The 18159-nt window shown below is 70.3% G+C and carries 22 protein-coding genes; 11 read left to right on the top strand and 11 right to left on the bottom strand.

Annotated features, from left to right (window positions below):
• The first annotated feature begins 5 nt into the window (after positions 1–5).
• From AB8M46_RS06560 to AB8M46_RS06550, 3 genes are all read left to right on the top strand, one after another.
• Entirely contained in the window at positions 6–806 is an 801-nt protein-coding gene (locus AB8M46_RS06560; protein WP_037340477.1) for a DeoR/GlpR family DNA-binding transcription regulator, read from the top strand.
• Entirely contained in the window at positions 803–1885 is a 1083-nt protein-coding gene (gene galT / locus AB8M46_RS06555; protein ID WP_037340479.1) for a galactose-1-phosphate uridylyltransferase, read from the top strand. Before AB8M46_RS06560 ends, galT begins: the two co-directional genes overlap by 4 nt.
• Before the next feature lie 72 nt (positions 1886–1957).
• Entirely contained in the window at positions 1958–3370 is a 1413-nt protein-coding gene (locus AB8M46_RS06550) for a S1C family serine protease (RefSeq protein WP_037340481.1), read from the top strand.
• 113 nt (positions 3371–3483) lie between these two features.
• Here AB8M46_RS06550 and AB8M46_RS06545 read toward each other — a convergent pair whose 3' ends face one another.
• Genes AB8M46_RS06545 through AB8M46_RS06525 form a run of 5 tightly spaced genes read right to left on the bottom strand, consistent with a single transcriptional unit; the run spans position 3484 to position 6857 of the window.
• Complete coding sequence (locus AB8M46_RS06545; protein WP_394359817.1) at positions 3484–3894, bottom strand: hypothetical protein; 411 nt, start codon at positions 3892–3894, stop codon at positions 3484–3486.
• Positions 3891–4958 (bottom strand): molybdopterin-dependent oxidoreductase, encoded by a 1068-nt coding sequence (locus AB8M46_RS06540; RefSeq protein WP_394359816.1) that lies wholly within the window; start codon positions 4956–4958, stop codon positions 3891–3893. Before AB8M46_RS06540 ends, AB8M46_RS06545 begins: the two co-directional genes overlap by 4 nt.
• A complete protein-coding gene (locus AB8M46_RS06535) occupies positions 4955–5563 on the bottom strand; it encodes a class I SAM-dependent methyltransferase (protein ID WP_037340488.1) in 609 nt (202 codons plus the stop codon). Before AB8M46_RS06535 ends, AB8M46_RS06540 begins: the two co-directional genes overlap by 4 nt.
• On the bottom strand, positions 5560–6204 hold the full coding sequence (locus AB8M46_RS06530) for a DUF2064 domain-containing protein (RefSeq protein ID WP_394359815.1): 645 nt from the start codon (positions 6202–6204) through the stop codon (positions 5560–5562). The genes AB8M46_RS06535 and AB8M46_RS06530 overlap by 4 nt, the downstream gene beginning before the upstream one ends.
• Positions 6201–6857: a glycosyltransferase family 2 protein gene (locus AB8M46_RS06525; protein ID WP_394359814.1), complete on the bottom strand. Its 657-nt coding sequence runs from the start codon at positions 6855–6857 to the stop codon at positions 6201–6203. Before AB8M46_RS06525 ends, AB8M46_RS06530 begins: the two co-directional genes overlap by 4 nt.
• A 143-nt stretch (positions 6858–7000) precedes the next feature.
• Here AB8M46_RS06525 and AB8M46_RS06520 point away from each other — a divergent pair, with 143 nt between their 5' ends.
• The 4 genes from AB8M46_RS06520 to AB8M46_RS06505 are packed head-to-tail and all read left to right on the top strand — an operon-like array spanning position 7001 to position 11316.
• Positions 7001–8341, top strand: coding sequence for a hypothetical protein (locus AB8M46_RS06520; RefSeq protein ID WP_394359813.1), 1341 nt, complete (start codon positions 7001–7003; stop codon positions 8339–8341).
• A 10-nt stretch (positions 8342–8351) separates the two neighbouring features.
• A complete protein-coding gene (locus tag AB8M46_RS06515) occupies positions 8352–9050 on the top strand; it encodes a response regulator transcription factor (RefSeq protein ID WP_037340495.1) in 699 nt (232 codons plus the stop codon).
• The gene (locus AB8M46_RS06510) at positions 9047–10096 is read left to right on the top strand and encodes a sensor histidine kinase KdpD (protein ID WP_037340497.1); all 1050 of its coding nucleotides are present in this window, start codon (positions 9047–9049) and stop codon (positions 10094–10096) included. Before AB8M46_RS06515 ends, AB8M46_RS06510 begins: the two co-directional genes overlap by 4 nt.
• A 53-nt stretch (positions 10097–10149) precedes the next feature.
• Positions 10150–11316: a serine hydrolase domain-containing protein gene (locus tag AB8M46_RS06505; RefSeq protein WP_394359812.1), complete on the top strand. Its 1167-nt coding sequence runs from the start codon at positions 10150–10152 to the stop codon at positions 11314–11316.
• A 1-nt stretch (position 11317) separates the two neighbouring features.
• Here the strand turns inward: AB8M46_RS06505 and AB8M46_RS06500 are convergent, their stop codons facing one another.
• Positions 11318–12121, bottom strand: a complete 804-nt coding sequence (locus AB8M46_RS06500; RefSeq protein WP_394359811.1) for an MBL fold metallo-hydrolase — start codon at positions 12119–12121, stop codon at positions 11318–11320.
• A 72-nt stretch (positions 12122–12193) separates the two neighbouring features.
• Positions 12194–13255, bottom strand: a complete 1062-nt coding sequence (locus tag AB8M46_RS06495) for an NAD-dependent epimerase/dehydratase family protein (protein WP_394359810.1) — start codon at positions 13253–13255, stop codon at positions 12194–12196.
• 122 nt (positions 13256–13377) lie between these two features.
• On the opposite strand from AB8M46_RS06495, the gene AB8M46_RS06490 reads away from it, so the two are divergent.
• The gene (locus tag AB8M46_RS06490) at positions 13378–13878 is read left to right on the top strand and encodes a molybdenum cofactor biosynthesis protein B (RefSeq protein ID WP_005155592.1); all 501 of its coding nucleotides are present in this window, start codon (positions 13378–13380) and stop codon (positions 13876–13878) included.
• Here AB8M46_RS06490 and AB8M46_RS06485 read toward each other — a convergent pair.
• Positions 13875–14153, bottom strand: a complete 279-nt coding sequence (locus AB8M46_RS06485) for a hypothetical protein (protein WP_073846255.1) — start codon at positions 14151–14153, stop codon at positions 13875–13877. The two genes, AB8M46_RS06490 and AB8M46_RS06485, sit on opposite strands and share 4 nt — an antisense overlap.
• 55 nt (positions 14154–14208) lie before the next feature.
• Here AB8M46_RS06485 and AB8M46_RS06480 point away from each other — a divergent pair, with 55 nt between their 5' ends.
• Positions 14209–14382: a hypothetical protein gene (locus tag AB8M46_RS06480; protein WP_174491993.1), complete on the top strand. Its 174-nt coding sequence runs from the start codon at positions 14209–14211 to the stop codon at positions 14380–14382.
• 6 nt (positions 14383–14388) lie between these two features.
• On the opposite strand, the gene mscL is transcribed toward AB8M46_RS06480, so the two are convergent.
• From mscL to AB8M46_RS06465, 3 genes are all read right to left on the bottom strand, one after another.
• Positions 14389–14793 carry a large-conductance mechanosensitive channel protein MscL gene (gene mscL / locus AB8M46_RS06475; protein ID WP_005155596.1) on the bottom strand — a complete coding sequence of 135 codons (405 nt, stop codon included), beginning with the start codon at positions 14791–14793 and terminating at the stop codon, positions 14389–14391.
• Positions 14794–14883: 90 nt separating this feature from the next.
• Positions 14884–15525, bottom strand: a complete 642-nt coding sequence (locus AB8M46_RS06470; protein ID WP_394359809.1) for an SAF domain-containing protein — start codon at positions 15523–15525, stop codon at positions 14884–14886.
• Between the two features lie 115 nt (positions 15526–15640).
• Positions 15641–15952 (bottom strand): FmdB family zinc ribbon protein, encoded by a 312-nt coding sequence (locus AB8M46_RS06465; RefSeq protein ID WP_037340509.1) that lies wholly within the window; start codon positions 15950–15952, stop codon positions 15641–15643.
• Between the two features lie 176 nt (positions 15953–16128).
• On the opposite strand from AB8M46_RS06465, the gene AB8M46_RS06460 reads away from it, so the two are divergent.
• The gene (locus AB8M46_RS06460) at positions 16129–16764 is read left to right on the top strand and encodes a class I SAM-dependent methyltransferase (protein ID WP_394359808.1); all 636 of its coding nucleotides are present in this window, start codon (positions 16129–16131) and stop codon (positions 16762–16764) included.
• Positions 16757–18154, top strand: coding sequence for a pyridoxal phosphate-dependent decarboxylase family protein (locus AB8M46_RS06455; protein WP_394359807.1), 1398 nt, complete (start codon positions 16757–16759; stop codon positions 18152–18154). Before AB8M46_RS06460 ends, AB8M46_RS06455 begins: the two co-directional genes overlap by 8 nt.
• Positions 18155–18159: the final 5 nt, after the last annotated feature.

Raw genomic sequence — 18159 nt, 5'->3', positions numbered from 1 at the left:
GCGTCTTGCTCGCGCGGCAACGACAGGCGGTGATCCTCGAGGAGGCGCGCCGGACCGGGGCGGTCCGGGTCAGTGATCTCGTCGTGAGGCTCGGCGTTTCCGATATGACGGTGCGCCGCGACCTCGACGTGCTCGCGAGCCGGGGCCTGGTCGAGAAGGTCTACGGCGGCGCCACCTCCATCGTCGGCAAGAGCACCGACGAACCCGGTTTCGAGGCCAAATCCGTGCGCCAGCGCGCGCAGAAGGAGGCCATCGCCGCCCTCGCCGCCGGGCTGGTCCGGCCGGGCACCGCGATCGGCATCTCCGCCGGCACCACCACCTGGACGCTCGCCAGGGCGCTCGACGAGGTCCCCGGCCTGACGATCGTCACGAACTCCATCCAGGTCGCCGACGTGCTGCGCGGCGCGAACCAGCCGGATCGCACGGTCGTCCTCACCGGCGGCGTCCGCACCCCGTCGGACGCGCTGGTCGGGCCGGTCGCCGTGCAAAGCCTGCGGTCGCTGCACCTGGACGTCGTGTTCCTCGGCGTGCACGGGATGGCCGACGGCCCCGGGTTCACCACGCCGAACCTCACCGAATCCGAGACCGACCGCGCGCTGGTCGAGGCGGGCCGCAAGCTGGTCGTGCTGGCCGACCACACCAAATGGGGCATCGTCGGGATCTCCACCATCGCCGGGCTCGAAGAGGCCGACGTCGTCGTCTCGGACGACGGTTTGTCCGACAACGCAAGGGAAACGCTCACCGAGCAGGCGGGTGAGCTGATGATCGCCGAAACGGCGGAGACGGCTGAGGCTGAAGAAGCGTGAAGCGCACGGTTAGGCACCTGGCCGACGGCCGGGAGATCATCTACTTCGACGCACCGGGCGCGCCCGAACGCACCGCCGAGGACACGCGTGACCTGCCCCAGGTCGCCGCCGCCTCGGAAATCCGGCGTGACCCGCTGACCGGCGAATGGGTCGCGATGGCCGCGCACCGGCAGACGCGCACCTACAAACCGCCCGCCGACCTGTGCCCGTTGTGCCCCACGAAACCCGGGAAGCCCAGTGAGATCCCGGAGCCGGATTACGACGTCGCGGTGTTCGAAAACAGGTTCCCTTCCTTCGCCCGCAACGTCCTCGGTGATCCGTCCACAGTGGATGGAGCGGGGCTGGTACCGGTCGCGCCGGGTGTCGGCCGCTGCGAGGTCGTCTGCTTCACCAGCGACCACGACGGTTCTTTCGCCGGGCTGACGGCGAAACAGGTCCGCGCGGTCGTCGACGCCTGGGCCGACCGCACCGCCGAACTGTCCGCGATGGACGGTGTCGAGCAGGTCTTCCCGTTCGAGAACCGCGGCGAAGAGATCGGCGTGACCCTGCACCATCCGCACGGTCAGATCTACGGCTATCCGTTCGTCACGCCGAAGACCGAGCGTCTGCTGGAGGTCGCCCGCGCCTACGAGGCGGAGCACGGCCGTCCGGTGATGGGGGACGTCCTGGCCGCCGAGCGGGCGTCCGGGGAACGGGTCGTGGTCGCCGGCGAGCACTGGACGGCGTTCGTGCCGCCCGCCGCGCGCTGGCCCGTGCAGGTCCAGATCGTGCCGCATCGCCAGGTGCCCGACATCCCCGCGCTTTCCGACGCCGAGCGTGACGACTTCGCCGACGTCTACCTCGAAGTCCTCCGCCGCTGCGACGGGCTCTACGACCGGCCGCTGCCCTACATCGCGGCCTGGAACCAGGCGCCCGCCAAACGCGACCGCGAACTCGGCTGGCTGTACCTGGAGGTCTTCTCGGTCCTGCGGTCCAAGGACAAGCTGAAGTACCTGGCGGGTTCGGAGTCCGGGATGGCCGTGTGGATCAACGACGCCACCCCCGAGCAGATCGCGGACAGGCTGCGCGCCACCCGCTGACAGGGCCATACTCATGTGCGATGCACAGCTTTGGCTCAGGAACTTCTCAGGACCATCCCGCAAGGTGAAGACATGACCGAGAACGACGCCGAGAAGGCGCGGCCCGCCGGCGATCGGCCGGACGCGGAGCAGAGCGCGAACTGGGCGGCTCAGCCCGCGCCGCAGCAGCCCGACGCGACCGGCCTCGGCGGCCATGCCACTCCGCACACCGGAGCGCAGCAGGCCTACCCCGCGGAGCAGCAGCAGTACAACCCGTGGTCGCCGCAGGCCCAGCAGACTCAGACCCAGGAACATCAGGCGCAGGGGCAGTACACCCAGGGGCACCAGATCCCCGGCCAGCAGACGCCGTTCACCCAGCCGGGTCCGTCCGTCTACGCGGTCCCGCAGCAGCGCCAGGCGCAGAAGTCCACGTCGGGCAAGCTGCTCGCCGGTGTCGCGGCGATCGCGCTCGTGGTCGGCGGGGTCGCGGGTGGCACGGTCGGCTACCTGACCGGTGACGGGTCCGGCGGCTCCGCGGTGAACGCGCTCGACGCGCCGAAGCCCGCCCAGCAGACGGGCAACCTGCCCGCCGGTTCGGTCGAGGCCGTGGCGCAGAAGCTGTCGCCGAGCGTGGTCGAGCTGCAGGTCTCCGGCCGCTCGGGAGCGGGCGAGGGCTCCGGCTTCGTGCTCAGCACCGACGGTTACGTGCTCACCAACAACCACGTCGTCGAGGTCGCCGCCGGTGGCGGGCAGATCCAGGCGGTGTTCCAGGACGGCAAGAAGGGCACGGCGACGGTCGTCGGCCGCGACCCCACGACGGATATCGCCGTGGTGAAGGTCAGCGGCGTCAGCGGCCTGACCCCGGTGGAGCTCGGCCGGTCCGACGACCTGCGGGTCGGGCAGCCGGTGGTCGCGATCGGTTCACCGTTCGAGCTGACGGGCACGGTCACGTCGGGCATCGTCAGCGCGCTGAACCGGCCGGTGAGCGCCGGCGGCAACGGCGACCAGACCACGGTCATGTCGGCGGTGCAGACCGACGCGGCGATCAACCCGGGCAACTCGGGCGGCCCGCTCGCGAACATGGCCGGCCAGGTCATCGGCATCAACTCGGCGATCTACAGCCCCAAGTCCGCGCAGGGCCAGGGCGGTGAGAGCGGCGGCAACGTCGGCATCGGTTTCGCGATCCCGATCGACCAGGCGCGCCGCACGGCCGACGACATCATCAACACCGGCCAGGCGACGCAGACCTTCATCGGCGCACGAGTGCAGACGGCGCCGACCGGTGGGGCGCAGCTCGGCGAGATCACGCCGGGCAGCCCCGCGGAGAAGGCGGGCCTCAAATCCGGCGACGTCGTGACGAAGCTGGACGACCGGTCGATCCCCAACGCGGACGCGCTCGTCGCCGAGATCCGCACCAGGGCGCCGAACGACAAGGTGAAGTTCACCCTCAGCGGTGGCAAGGTCATCGAGGTGACCCTCGGCGGCCAGCCCGTCACACCGAACTAGAGACGCTCGGCCGCAGTGCGCGGCCGAGACCAGCTCCGGCTCGAACCCCCAGCGGGCCGGACCTCGGAGGCCACGTGCGACCGGCTGCCAATCCCGGTCGCGCGTGGCCCCTTTTAATGCGTCTTCCGCCTGAGGAACACGGCCACGAGCACGCCGAGCCAGACGACCGCCAGGGTGACGAGCAGGCCCGTGACGGTATCGGCATCGTGCAGGCCCGGGTTCCGGGCGCCGCCGAAAGGCCGCCACAGCAACGGGAACGCGAGCAGCGTCAGGACACCGGTGAGCACCGCGCCCGTCTTCACCGGGGTCTTCCACCGATCGGGAAGAAACCTGCTCAGCGCGAAACCCACGGCGCCCACCAGCGGCGCGATCAGCAGGTCGTGGACCAGCGGACCGCCGGCGAGCCAGCCGAGCGTCCCCAAGACGTCCGGGCGCAGCGGGAACGCGTACTCGGAGAACAGCACCGCGCCCCACGCGAGCGCGGCGAGGCCGGGCAGGAACAGCAGCAACCGCAAAGTCTTCACAGCGTCTCCAAGCGGGTGACCCATTTCGTCTGCAGGACGCCGGGCCGGTTCGGGGCGATGATCCGGCACGGGAAGCCGTGGTCGGCGTCGAGCACCTCGCCGTTGAGTTCCAGCGCCAGCAGGGTGAGATCGTCCGCGGTGTGCTCGCCGGGGAGATCGCTGATCCCGTACGGCCCCGTCTTCTCGAGCGAGAACACGCGGACCGGTGTCCCCGGCGTACTTCCGGCGTGCCGCAACAACTCCGGCAGCGAGACCCCGCTCCAGCGGGCGGACTCGCTCCAGCCCTCGACACACGCGATCGGCAGTTCGGCCGAAGTCCTCGGCAGGGCGCGGAGTTCCTCCAGCGAATAGGTTCTGGTGCCGTTCGGGGTCACCACCGAAAGCCGCCAGTTCGGGTCTTTCGCCGTGTCCAGGACACCGGCCGCCGCGGCGGTCCGGTTCACCGGCAACCCCTGCGGCCCCTTGTCGCTCCGCCACGACAGCCCGGAAACGGTGCGCAGCAACGGAACCGTCGCTCCGGCGGTCGCCACGACCGCGACCCCCGCGGCCAGCCAGGTCGTGCGGAGGAAGGCGCGCCGCGAGGGTTCGGGCTTCGTCGTGAGCGAGCGGCGGACGATGGGGAGTTTCACCGCGATGTGCACCAGGATCGAGCCGATCGCCACCCACGCGACCGCGTAGTGCAGCTGCGGGAAGTAGAAGTTCCACGGATAGTTCTGCGCGACGTTGAACAGGCCGGTGACGAGTTCGAAGAAAGCGGCCGCGGAGAGCACGAGGATCGACAGACGTTCGAGCGCGTGCGGCAGCGAACGGATCACCGGGCGTTCGAAGAGTTTCGGGTAGACACTCCAGAGTTTCGCCAGCAGCAAGGGAATCGACGCGATCCCGGAGATCACGTGCGTGCCCTGGGTGACCCGGTACAGCCAGACCGGACGGCTCGGCCAGCCGAACCACGACGGCGGATGCTGGATGAGATGGCTGCTCAGGCCCGTGACGAAGCACAGGGTGAACGTGACGGCGAGGGCGAGCCCGATCCGGGACGTCACGCGCTCGGAAGGCGTGTTCATGCTTTCTCCAGACAGGCGAACCAGCGGTGGCCGTGGCTGGTGGACCAGGCGACGCGGAACGCGGTGCGGGCGGCGAGGTCCGCGATCGCTTCGACACCGACCCACGCCCAGGTGAACCAGGCGCCGTCGTCGGGGCGCAGGCGGACCCGGTCCTGGCGGAGGCCGCGGCCGGGCGGGTCGAGTTCGACGAGCACCGTCCCGCCGGTGGTGACCAGTTCCGCCATCCGGGTCAGGAGGCGGTGCGGATCGCCGCCGATGCCGATGTTCCCGTCCGCGAGCAGGACATGCCGCCAGCGTCCCTCGCCGGGGAGCCGGTCGAAGACGTCGCGATGGAGCGCGGCGGCGCCCCGGTCGTGGGTGAGCCGCACGGCGGTGGCGGAGATGTCGACCCCGAGCGAGGCGACACCGCGTTCGGACAGTGCGGCGGTGAGCCTGCCGGGGCCGCAGCCGACGTCGAGGGTCGGGCCGTCACAGGCGTCGAGGAGGACTTCGTCGCCTTCGCAGGGGATGGCCGTCCAGCGGTCCACCGGCAGGTCGACGCGTTCGCCGGTCGCCAGTTCCAGCCAGCAGCGGTGGCCGAGCAGGCCGCGGTCGAAGGCGGTCACCGGACTTCGCCCACCGCTCGGGCGAACCGGCCGTGCGGCGCCATCGCGGCGACGCGGCGTGCGTCCGCGATGGTGTCCACATCGGACAGTGTGGGCAGCTGCCCGGGGTGCAGCCCCACGTCCGCCAGTGCGCGCAGGGTCCGCCGTCCGGTGTCGTCACGCGACATCGGGACCCCGGCGAGAGCCTTGGCGTGTAACGAATCCTTGAGCCCCAGCGCCCACCAACCGCCGTCCTCGGCAGGCCCGAGGACGGAATCCTCGGGCCTGTTCGCGGCGTTGGCCAGGAGCTCCGGGGTGACCTGAGGCGTGTCCATGCCGATCTGCAGCACCGGCTCCCCGGGGCGGGGAGCGTCCGCGTGCGCGTTGACGAGCCGGATATCGAAACCTTCACCGCGCTGAGGGATCACGTCGGTCTTTCGGAGTGCTGCGGCGATTTCCGCGCCGCGGGCAGCCTTGCCGAGGCCGCCGGTCATGGCGACGACCACGCGTGCGTCCGGGGTCCGGAGTGCGGCGTCGAGGGTGTCGAGCAGCGAGGCGGCCGCGATCTCGGCGGCCTGTTCCGGCGTCGCGGGCGGGCACAGCCGCGTTTTCGCGAAACCGGGCACGGGCGCCTTGGCGACGATCAACAGGCAGAAGGTCATCGGCTCAGCACCCGCCCGAAATCCCGTGTGGCGCGCAAGGTTCCCCGGAGCGATCCGGAGACCTTCGATTTCGTGCCCTTCGCGCGTTCGCCGTACGACACGTCGAATTCGGTGACCCGCCAGCCCGCGCGCTTCGCCTTGATCAGCAGTTCGAGCGGGTAGCCGAAGGCGCGATCGGTGACGTCGAGATCGAGCAGTGCCCGCCGCCGGACCGCCCGCAACGGCGCGATGTCCCGGACCGGCAATCCCTTGCGCCGCAAGAGCGACGAGATCAGCGCGTTCCCGGCTCTGGCGTGCCACGGCCAGACTCCCGGCCCGGTCGGCACCCGCCGCCCGACCGCCAGATCCGCGTCCGCGAGGCCCTGGACGAGCATCGGCAGTTCGGCGAGATCGAGAGAACCGTCGGCATCGGCGAAGCAGACGACGTCCGCCGTCGCCGCTTCCAGCCCCGTGTGCACGGCGGCTCCGTAGCCGCGCCGGGGTTCATGGACGACCTTCGCCCCGAGCCCGGCCGCGATCTCGGCGGAACCGTCCGTGGAGCCGTTGTCGACCACGATCGCCCGATACCGCTCGGGCAACGCCGTCAGTACGCCGGGCAGGGCACCGGCCTCGTCGAGACAGGGGAGCACGACGTCAACCTGGTCATCGTTCACGCAAAGCACGCTAAGTCCGGGATGGACGGACGAAAACCCTTGCCGTGCTTACCGAATCATGACGTCGGCGAAGTTCTTACCGAGTTCTGACGGATCCCGCGCCCCGGCCGCCGGACCCGGGGAACGCGGTTACGGTGCCGGTGATGTCCACTGTCACCGCCCCTTCCCGTACCGGTCGCCGGGCCGATCTGATCGCCGTGGGGCTGGCGATGCTCGTGGTCGCCGCCGCGATCGGCGTCGGCCTCTACTACAACCGGCCCGGCTCCGGCGTGGTGATCTACGCGTTCGCGCCGCCGCTGTTCGGTTTGTGGCTGCCGCACGTGGGGCCGGGTTCGGTCGCCGCCGTGGTGCTCGCGCTCTTCGTCGTCACCAAAGGTCCCTCGCTCGCCGCGCGGCTGCGATGGCGTCCACTGCTGGCGCTCGGTTACGTGACCGCGCTGGCGTGGACGTTCTCGCTGGCGATGATCGACGGCTGGGCGCGCGGTTTCACCGGCAGGCTCACCACGGAACACGAGTACCTGCACGAGGTCCCTGGCATCACCGACATCCCGGCGATGCTGACCGAATTCTCCTCGCGCATCCTCGACTTCCAGCCGGACTCGTGGACGACGCACGTCTCCGGGCATCCGCCGGGCGCGACGCTGGTCTTCGTCTGGCTCGACCGGCTCGGCCTGCAGGGTGGCGCGTGGGCTTCGACGGTCGTCGTGCTCGTCGGGTGCCTGGCCGTGGTCGCGGTGCCGGTGACGCTCGCCGCGCTGGGGCGGGAGGACGCCGCGAGGACGGTCCTGCCGTTCGCGGTGCTGACCCCGGGCGCGATCTGGATCGGGGTGTCCGCGGACGGGCTCTTCGCGGGGGTCACGGCGACCGGGATCGCGCTGCTGGCGCTCGCCACACGACGGCGGATCCTCGCGCTTCCCGGCGGTCTGCTGCTCGGGTTCGGGCTCTTTCTTTCGTACGGTCTCGTGCTGCTGGGCGTGCTCGTGCTCGCCGTCGTCGTGCTGACGCGAGAGTGGAGCATCCTGCTCCTCGCCACCGTGGGTGTGGCCGTGGTCGTCTTGGCGTTCGCTCTGGCTGGTTTCTGGTGGCTCGACGGCTATCACCTGGTCGTCGAGCGCTACTACCAGGGGATCGCGACGCTGCGTCCGTACTCCTACTGGGTGTGGGCGGATATCGCGGCGGTGCTGATCGCGATCGGCCCCGCCGTGATCGCCGGGACACGACGGGCGGGCGCGGATTTCCTCGCCGAGCCGAAGCGGTCGTTCCGCGAGCCGGTCACGCTGATCGTGCTGGCCGCGGCGCTGACGATCGCTTTCGCCGACCTGTCCGGCCTGTCGAAGGCGGAGGTCGAACGCATCTGGCTACCGTTCGAGGTGTGGCTGCTGCCCGCGGTGGCGCTGCTGCCGTCGAAGGGGCGGCGGTGGTGGCTCGCCGCGTCGGCGGCCACGGCGCTGGTGGTGAACCATCTGGTGCTGACGAGCTGGTGAGGTGGATGGCATGACAGAACAGGGCCGGGTGCTCGTCGTCGACGACGACGAGACCGTGCGGGACGTCGTCCGGCGGTACCTGGAGGTCGCGGGCTTCGAGGTCGACGTCGCCGGGGACGGCACCGAGGGGCTTCGGCTGTTCTCCACGACCGGGCCGGACCTGGTGGTCCTCGACGTCATGATGCCCGGGCTCAACGGGCTCGAGGTGTGCCGCCGCCTGCGGCAGGTGAGCCAGGTGCCGGTCGTGATGCTGACCGCGCTCGGCGAGGAGGAGAACCGCATCGCCGGACTCCAGCTCGGCGCCGACGACTACGTCACGAAACCGTTCAGCCCCAAGGAACTCGCGTTGCGGGTGGCGTCGGTGCTGCGGCGGGCGCGGATGCCGCGCCCCGAACCGGCGGCGCGCGTGATCACAGACGGAGACCTCGCGTTGCAGATGTCGGCCCGGCAGGCGGCCCTCGGCGGCGTGGAACTTCCCCTGACGAGCCGGGAATTCGATCTTCTCGCGTTCTTCCTCACCCATCCCGGGGTGGCGTTCTCCCGCGCCGATCTGCTGGAAAAGGTCTGGGGCTGGGACTTCGGCGACCAGTCCACCGTGACCGTCCACGTCAGACGGCTGCGGGAAAAGATCGAGAAGAATCCGGCGAAACCCGTCCGCGTCGCCACCGTGTGGGGCGTCGGCTACCGGTACGACCCGGTGCGGCGATGATCGGCTCCGGGGAGTCGCTCGGCGAGATGCTGGCGCACGCCTGGCACATCCTGCCGTTCGCGCTGATGTTCGCGTTGCCGGTGGTGCTGCTCGGCGGGCTGGCCCTGTACCTGCTCCGGCACGGTTCGCTGGCCAGCACGATGACGATCCTCGTGCTGATCCCGGTGCTCGCGACGCTGATCGCGGTGCTCGGGATCAGCGGGTTCATGTTCACCCCGGCGCTGACCACGATGACCCTGGTCTGTCTGCTGGTCGCGCTCGTGACCGTGCCGGCGGCGCTCGTGCTCGGCCGCGCGATCGCGCGCCGCAGTGTGTGGGAACGGGAGGCGCGGGAACGGGAGCGCGCGGCCGAGGCGTCGCGGCGTGAACTGGTCGCGTGGATCAGCCACGACCTGCGGAGCCCGCTGGCGGGCATCCAGGCGATGGCCGAGGCCGTCGCGGACGGCGTCGTCGCCGACCCGATCGAGGTCACCGGTTACGCGCGGCGGATCAGCGGGGAGACCACGCGGTTGTCCGGCATGGTCGGTGATCTGTTCGAGCTTTCGCGGATCACCGCGGGCGCCCTGCAGCTGACCATGGCCGCTGTGCCGCTGCGCGACGTCGTGAGCGACGCCGTCGCCGCGCAGGCGCCGCTCGCCGACCAGAAACGCGTACGCATGATCGAGTACGCCAACGTGTGGCCGGTCGTTTCCGGCAGCGACCCGGAACTGGCGCGGATCGTGCGCAACCTGGTGTCCAACGCCGTGCGGCACACCCCGCCGGACGGGACGGTCGCCGTCCAGATCGGCATCGAAGGCGGCGAGGCACTGCTCGCGGTTTCCGACGGCTGCGGCGGGATCCCCGACGACGAGATCGGCCGCGTCTTCGACGTCGCCTTCCGCGGGACGCGGGCGCGGACGCCCGAACGCGGCGGGCTGGCGAGCGGCGGCGGACTCGGTCTCGCGATCGCGAAAGGCCTGGTGGAAGCCCATCGCGGCCGGATCGGCGTCCAGAACCACGGACCCGGCTGCCGGTTCGAGGTCCGGCTTCCGCTCGCCATGCCCTGACGTGTCAGCGGCATGTCACCGCGGTGTCAGCGCGGACGGCGATCGTTGCCGCCATGACCACTTCAGCGAAGCGATTCTTCCGACGGACGGCGATGACCGCGGTGGCGGCCGCACTGCTGGCCGGGGTCGCCCCCGGCGTGGCCGCCGCGGACAGCGGACGTGACCGGCCGGACCTGCGGGCGATGACCGAGGAGATCGTCGCCACCGGTTTCGCCGGCGCGCAGCTGCGCGTGCACGATCCGCGAGGTGACTGGACCGGCAGCGCCGGGGTGCGCGAGCTGGGCTCGGCCGCCAAACCGCCGACCAACGGACGGTTCCGGATCGGCAGCAACACCAAGACCTTCGTGGCCACCGCCGTGCTGCAGCTGGTCGGGGAGGGCAAGGTCGGCCTCGACGCGCCGGTGGCCGGGTACCTGCCCGAGTTCGGCCTCGACCGGCGGATCACCGTGCGGATGTTGTTGCAGCACACCAGCGGCCTGTTCGACTACACCGGCGCGATGCTGCCCGACGGCACGATCGTGCCGGGAATCCCCTTGACGGGCAAGGAGTTCCTGGACAACCGGTATCACACCTACCGGCCGGAGGAGCTGGTGCGCTTCGGCCTGTCGAAGCCGCCGCTGTTCGCGCCGGGAACGGACTGGACGTACACGAACATCAACTACGTCCTGGCCGGACTGGTGATCGAGAAGGTCACCGGCCGCCCTTACGGCGACGAGCTCCAGCGGCGGATCTTCCGGCCGCTCGGACTCCGGGACACCGTGGTGCCCGGCACCTGGTCGGGTATCCCCGGGCCGCACGCCCACGGCTACTACCGCTACGAGGAGAAGCCCGGGCAGTGGAAGACGGTCGACATCACCAACCAGAACCCGTCGTGGGCGTCCAGCGCCGGTGAGCTGATCTCGACCACGAAGGACCTCCACACGTTCTTCTCCGCGCTGCTGGGCGGAAAGCTGCTGCCCGCCCCGTTGCTCGCCGAGATGCGCAAGCCGCACCCGAAGGGCGGCTACGGACTCGGCCTGTACGTCCAGGAAGCGAGCTGTGGCACCGTCCTCAAGGGAATGGGCGGTTTCCACGGCTTCGGAACGGTGATGGCCAGCACGGCCGACGGCAGCCGGACCTTCGAGTTGTCCATGACCTACGGCGACTCGGCGGCCGATCTGGGGCAGGCCTACAACAAGGCGGACCAGCTGCTCACCGACAAGGTGCTCTGCGGCAAGTAGCTCAGAGCCGCAGGAACCCCATATCCGGGAAGTGGGCCGGCGCGATGATCGCGCCGGTCTCTTCCGCTTCGGCGAGAAAGCGTTGCCGGGTACGGAGAGCGAGATCCGGGTCGACGTCGCCGAGGAAACCGACCCGCGAGTCCGTAAGCTGCGCGGGAGTGTGCAGGACGTCGCCGAGCAGCAACAGACGCTCGTCGTCCGCGGTGATGTCGAGGACGTAGTGGCCGGGCGTGTGCCCGGGGGCGTGCCGCGCCACGATCCCGGGCGCGATCTCGACGTCGTCGCCACTGATCGCTTCGGTCAGCCCCGCACCGCGGGCGGTCTCCATCCCGACGCGGCTCCATTCGCCCGTCCCGGCGGGCGCGATCAGCGCGTCCCAATCGAGCTGGCCGAAGACGACCTGGGCACCGGGGAAGGTCAGGTCGCCTTCGGGGGCGATCCAGCCGATGTGGTCGTTGTGCAGGTGGGTGAGGAAGACGGTGTCGATCTCGTCCACCGGGCATCCGGCCTTGTCGAGCGCGGCCGCGAGGTCGCCGCCCGTGCCCATCGGCGGGGTGGGGTCGCCCTTGGCGGGCGTCATCCCCGGCGGGAAGGCGAATTCGCGCGGGCCGAGGCCGGTGTCGACGAGGATCGTGCGGCCGTCGCCGCGGATCAGGTACGCGCCGGTCGGGACGTGCACGGTGCCGTCCTCGTCGAAGACGTCCGGGTGGGCTTCGGGGTCGAGACCGGGGAAGAACGCGAGCGGCAGCCGGATCAGGCCGTCCCCGAGCGCTTCGATCTCGATGTCTCCGACTGTGATGCCCACCAAAACCCCCCAAAAAAGTCGATTCCGTTGCCGGGAACGACAACCGGCCGGGGCCCCGGTCTGTTCCCGGTTTCAGGAACCGACCGGTTCCCGCAGCTCAGCGGTGGCGAATCCGGCGATGCCTTCGGCGAAACCCGTTCGCGCGGTGAAGCCGAGCAGCTTTTCGGCGCGAGCGGGATCCGCGACGACATGCCGCACGTCGGCCGGCCGGGCGCCGCCCGCGATCTTCGGGGCAGGCCCGTCACAGGCTTTCGCGAGCTCCTCCGCGAGTTCGCCCACGGAGTGGGGCTGCCCGGAACAGATGTTCAGCGGCGTCAGGTCGCCTTCGGGGCCGTCGGTGCCCAGCGCCAGGACGTTCGCCCTCGCCACGTCGTGGACGTGCACGAAGTCGCGCTGCTGTTTGCCGTCCTCCAGCACGATCGGCGCCTCACCACGCAAAAGCGAGGATCGGAACAGCGACGCGACGCCCGCATACGGGGTGTTCTGCGGCATCCGTGGCCCGTAGACGTTGTGGTAGCGCAGGGCCCAGACCGTTCCGCCGGTCTGCCGGGCCCACGCCGCCGCCAGATGTTCCTGGGCGAGCTTGGTGGCCGCGTAGGTGCTCCGCGGCCGCAACGGCGCGTCTTCGGGAACCAGCCGCCATCCGAGCTCGGCGCCGCAAGCCGCGCAGGTGGGCTCGAAGCGTCCGGCATCCACATCGGACTGTTTCCGCGCCGACGGCGCGACGATCCCGTGGACGGGGCACTCGTAGCGCCCCTCGCCATAGACGACCATCGACGAGGCGAGCACCAGTTTCCGGACCTTCGCCCGGTGCATCGCCGCGAGCAGCACAGCGGTCCCGTAGTCGTTGTTCAGCGCGTACGACGGCGCGTCGGACGGATCGATCCCGTGTCCCACGACGGCCGCCTGATGGCAGACCGCGTCGACGCCGTCCAGCAACTCGGCGACCAGTTCCGTGTCGGTGACGTCGCCACGCAGGAACCGGTGGCGGCCGGTGTACCCGGGCGGGCGCGGCGAACCGTGCGCGGTGCCGAGGAGGTTGTCGAGGACGACCACCTCGTGGCCTTGATCGGACAGCAGATCGGCGACGTGGGAGCCGATGAACCCGGCCCCGCCGGTTATCAGTGTTCGCACCGCTCCGACGCTAGGGGCGATTTCCGGCGGCGGCGCCGGATCACCGGCTCACGTCAGGGAATCGTCACAACTACGCGGCACCGCCGAAGCGAAGATCAGCCGAAACCGGATACGGTGTGCCTATGGAACGGAGCGCACAACGGCTGGGCCGCGCACTGGTGGTCATCGTGGACGATCGCGTCGCCCACGGCGAACACGAGGACAACACGGGACCGTTGGTCACGGAGCTGCTCGAAGAGGCCGGATTCATCGTCGACGGCGTCGTCGTGGTCGAGGCCGAGACGGCCGCGATCCGCAACGCGCTCAACACCGCGGTGATCGGCGGCGCCGACCTGGTGATCACCGTCGGCGGCACCGGGGTCTCCCCGCGCGACCGCACGCCCGACGCGACGGCCGGTGTGCTCGACCGCCCGATCCCGGGCATCGGTGAGGCACTGCGCGCGTCCGGCCTCGCCGCCGGCGCGGTGGACGCGGGCATCTCCCGCGGGCTCGTCGGCGTCTCCGGCAGCACGCTGGTGGTCAACCTCGCGGGTTCACGCGCGGCCGTCCGCGACGGCATGGCGACACTCTCGTCGCTGGTGCCGTACGTGATCGACGAGCTGTCCGGGCTCGAAGAGGCCTAGTTCTTGGGCGCGGGTCCGGGCTCTGTCCCGGGCTCGCCCTTTTTGTCCTGGTGCAACACTCCTTCCACCTTCTCGGTGACGTGGCCGATCTTGTCCTCGAACCGGCCACCGGTGACCTTGTTCGCCCCGGCGGACGCCGCCGAGACACCCTTGGCCGCGACGTCGCCCGCCTTCTCGGCCAGCGGCCCGGCCTTCTCGCGGACTTCGCCCGCGACCTCTTCCGCTTTGTGGATGGCCTGTGCGGCCAGCCCCTTCGCTTTGTCGACAATGCTCATGCGCTGATGGTCCCACCGGTCGGCGGACCTCGCGACCGGTGCGAAAATGGACGTCATGCCAGGTGAAGACGAGGACAAGCGCTCCGCCGCGGCGGCGAAACGACGGGTCGACGAGATCTTCGGCGACGTCCTGCCGGACACGACCTCCGACGAGCGAGAGCCGGGGCGGCGCACCCCGGACTCCGACTCGTGGTTCCTGGAGAACCGGCCGCCTCATCACGACCGGTGAACCGGGTCAGCCCTGGCGGTTCTGCTGCGCGCGGAGCAGGTCGCGGATCTCGGTGAGCAGTTCGACGTCGGTCGGCTCCGCCGGGCCGGCTTCCTCGCCGCGCTTGCGCCGCTCCTGGACGTGCTTGACCGGCAGCACGATCACGAAGTAGACGACGGCCGCGACCAGCACGAAGTTGATCGCCGCGTTGATCACGCCGCCGAAGTCGAGGAACGTGGCGTCGTTCTCGGCCAGGATGTTGAACCCCAGCCCCTTGGCGGCGTCCGACCCGCCGATGGTGTTGATCAACGGTTTGATCAGGCCGTTCGTGAAGGCCGTGACGATCGCCGTGAACGCGGCGCCGATGACCACCGCGACCGCGAGGTCGACGACGTTCCCGCGCATCAGGAAGTCCTTGAAACCCTTGAGCAAGACGCTCTCCTCTTCACCTGGGACGGTTCGCCGACCGTCCCTTTCCATACCGGGGGGACGCAGGCGCCCGCCGCCATGGGCAGGCGCGAGCTAGCGGAGGGTAACCGTTATGGACCGTTCCAGCGAAGTGGCGGCGACTCGTGTCGCGATCGCGGAAGGCAGCGAAAGCAGCACCAAAGGTCCCTTGCTCCCGGCGCCGGGAGCCGTCGGGTCACGGGCAGCCTGAGCCCCCACGGCCGCCACGACAGCCCTGCTGGCCAGCACAGACGCCTCGTGCCCGGCTTCGGCGGCCGCGACGACGTCGACCCGCTGGCCCGGCCTGAGCAGCTCCGTGACACCGGCGTCGGCGAGCCTCACCGGCACAGTTGAACTCTCGGGATCACCCGATCTGGGGATGGCCGCGTCCAGCAGGCGGACGTCGGTCAGCGGTTCACCCGCCCGCGCCGCACCGACGAGCAGCCGTCCCTCCACCGACGCGGGCAGGCCGGTGGCGCCCTGTGGACGGACGTCGTCCGGGAGATCGACGAGCTTGAGGTCGACGGCGCGCAGTACCGACCCGGCCGGGAGGTCGCGGGCGGAGACCACGGTCGCGGTGCCGGGCGCGCCGCGGACGGACGAGGGCAGGAAGAGCGCGGCCAGGCCGCTGAGCAGCAGGGACACGGCAAGCCAGCGGCGCAACAGCCGCGCGGGCCTGCCGCGAAATCTTCGCAGGGCGGGCAGAGCGTGGAGCACGGGATTCCCCCTCGTCGATCGGTGATGATCTCGACGCTAGGGGCGGCACGCGGCCCTGGAAAGAACGAAAACCCCCGGCTGTGGATAACCGGGGGCCTGTGGACAACTCGTGACGTCAGGAAGCGGCGGCGGCCGTTTTCGTGGTACCCGTGGAGGAGGATGCCGCGCTCTTGGTCTCGGACTTGGACTCGGTCTTCGACTCCGACTTCGTCTCGGTCTTGGCCGGGGCCGCGGTCGTGTTGGCCTTCGAGTCGCGCGAGTCGTTGCGGTAGAAACCGCTGCCCTTGAAGACCACGCCGACCGAGCTGAAGACCTTGCGAAGCGGGCCCGAGCACTGCGGGCACACGGTCAAGCTCGCGTCGGAGAACGACTGCACGGCCTCGAAAGCGTGGTCGCATTCCTTGCAGGCGTATTGGTAGGTGGGCACTGCTGCTCCTTCGTGCATTGGCACTCAGCCGACAAGAGTGCTAACGCCTAACGGTACCGGGGCATTCCGCCGCAGGTCAAACAAGGTTTCCCAAGGTCACATGACGCGCTGGTCACGGGCGTCGCGCCTAAGCTCGTGAGGTCGTGCCACGCCGGAGTGCGGGAAAGGCGGTCACCATGTCGCAAGAGGATCCGTTCGGCGGCAGGAACCCGACCAGTCACGAGCGGATGACCGGCCTGCCCTGGGACGCCTCGTACCTCGAAGGCCCCGCCCCCTGGGATTTCGGCGGACCCCAGCCCGCGGTCGTGCGGGCGGCGGGGAGCTTCACCGGCACGGTGCTCGACGCGGGGTGCGGGTCGGGCGAGAACGCGCTTCATCTCGCGTCGCGAGGGCTTCCGGTGCTGGGTGTCGACGTCGCCGAGACGGCCCTCGCCATCGCACGGCGAAGGGCGAGCGAGCTCGGGCTCGACGCCGAATTCATGACGGCGGACGCGCTTCACCTGGAGCGGCTCGGGCGGCGGTTCGACACGGTGCTCGATTGCGGGCTCTTCCACGCTTTCGACGCGGACGAGCGCGTCGCGTACGTCAAGAGCCTCGAAGCGGTCACCAAGGGGGCGCTCTACATCCTGTGCTTCAGCGACGGCGAGAACGCCGGTCCCCACCCGGTAAAACGTGAAGCGCTGACAAAGCCCTTCGGGGCAGGATGGCGTGTGAAGACCATCGTGGAGGAGCGCGTCCGGACGAGGTTCCACGACGAAGAGGGCGCTCCCGCGTGGTTCGCGACGATCGAAAGAGAGCCGTCGGATGAGTGAGTTGCGAGATCTCCTGGCCGACGTCGCCGCCCGCGTCACCCGATACCGCGAGAGCGTCGCCGACGCCCCGGTCTTCCCGGACGACACGACGGGCGTCCGGGAGAAACTCGGCGAACTGCCCGAGAAGCCCACCCCGCCCGCCGACGTGATCCGGCGGCTGGCCGACGCCGTCGAGCCGGCGCTGGTGGCGAACACCGGGCCGAGGTACTTCGGTTTCGTCACCGGTGGCGCGCTCGACGCCGCGACCGCGGCCGACATGCTGGCGACCGGGTGGGATCAGCCCGCGTTCAACCAGGTCACCTCGCCCGCCGCCGCGATCGTCGAGGAAGTGGCGGGTGAGTGGCTCAAGGAGGTCCTCGGTCTCCCGGCCGGTGCCTCATTCGGCTTCGTGACCGGCGGGCAGGGTGCGAACACGGTCGGCCTGGCCGCCGCCCGGCATCACCTGCTGGCGCGGGCGGGATGGGACGTCGAGCGCCGGGGACTGCACGGGGCGCCACCTCTGCGGGTCGTCGCCGGAGAAGAGCGGCACGCGTCGATCGACCGGTCGCTCCGCTTGCTCGGCCTGGGCACCGACGCCGTGCGGCCGGTGCGCGCGAACGGCCAGGGTGCCCTCGACATCGCCGATCTCGAAAGGACGCTCGACGGGCCCGCAATCGTTTGCCTCCAGGCCGGGAACGTGAACACCGGCGCTTTCGACGATTTCGCCGCCGCGACGGAGATCGCCCGCCGCCACGACGCGTGGGTCCACGTCGACGGCGCGTTCGGGCTCTGGGCGGCCGCCGCTCCCACGCTCAGGCGATGGACCGCGGGACTGGAAGGGGCCGACTCCTGGGCGGTCGACGGGCACAAGTGGCTCAACGTCCCGTACGACAGCGGCTACGCGTTCTGCGCCCATCCCGAGTCGCACAGGGCCGCGATGGCGGTCACCGCCGCATACCTGACCGGCCAGGGCGCCGGTGGGGTGCGGGCGCCGGGCGACTTCGTGCCGGAATCCTCCCGCCGGGCGCGAGGATTCGCGACGTGGGCCGCGCTCAGCGAACTCGGCCGCGAGGGCATCGCCGAGATGGTCGAACGATGCTGTGCGCTGGCCAGGAGGTTCGCCGGGAAACTTGACGCGTGCGAGGGCGTCACCGTCGTGAACGACGTGGTGCTGAACCAGGTGCTCGTCGCTTTCGACGGCGATACGGACCGTGTCGTCGAAGCCCTCCAGCGGTCCGGCGAGTGCTGGATGGGCGCGACCACTTGGCGCGGACGGCGCCTGATGCGCATCTCAGTGTCGAACTGGAGCACGACCGAAGCGGACGTCGATCGCAGTGTCGAGGCGATCGAAGCAGCTCGGAAGAGCGATCAGGAATCGAGAAGCGTCGAGAACCGGTCTCACCTAGCGTGACCGTC

The organism is Amycolatopsis sp. SB7-3 (assembly GCF_041021335.1).
Lineage (GTDB): Bacteria > Actinomycetota > Actinomycetes > Mycobacteriales > Pseudonocardiaceae > Amycolatopsis > Amycolatopsis japonica.
This window is presented reverse-complemented; position numbering and strand designations above follow the sequence as displayed.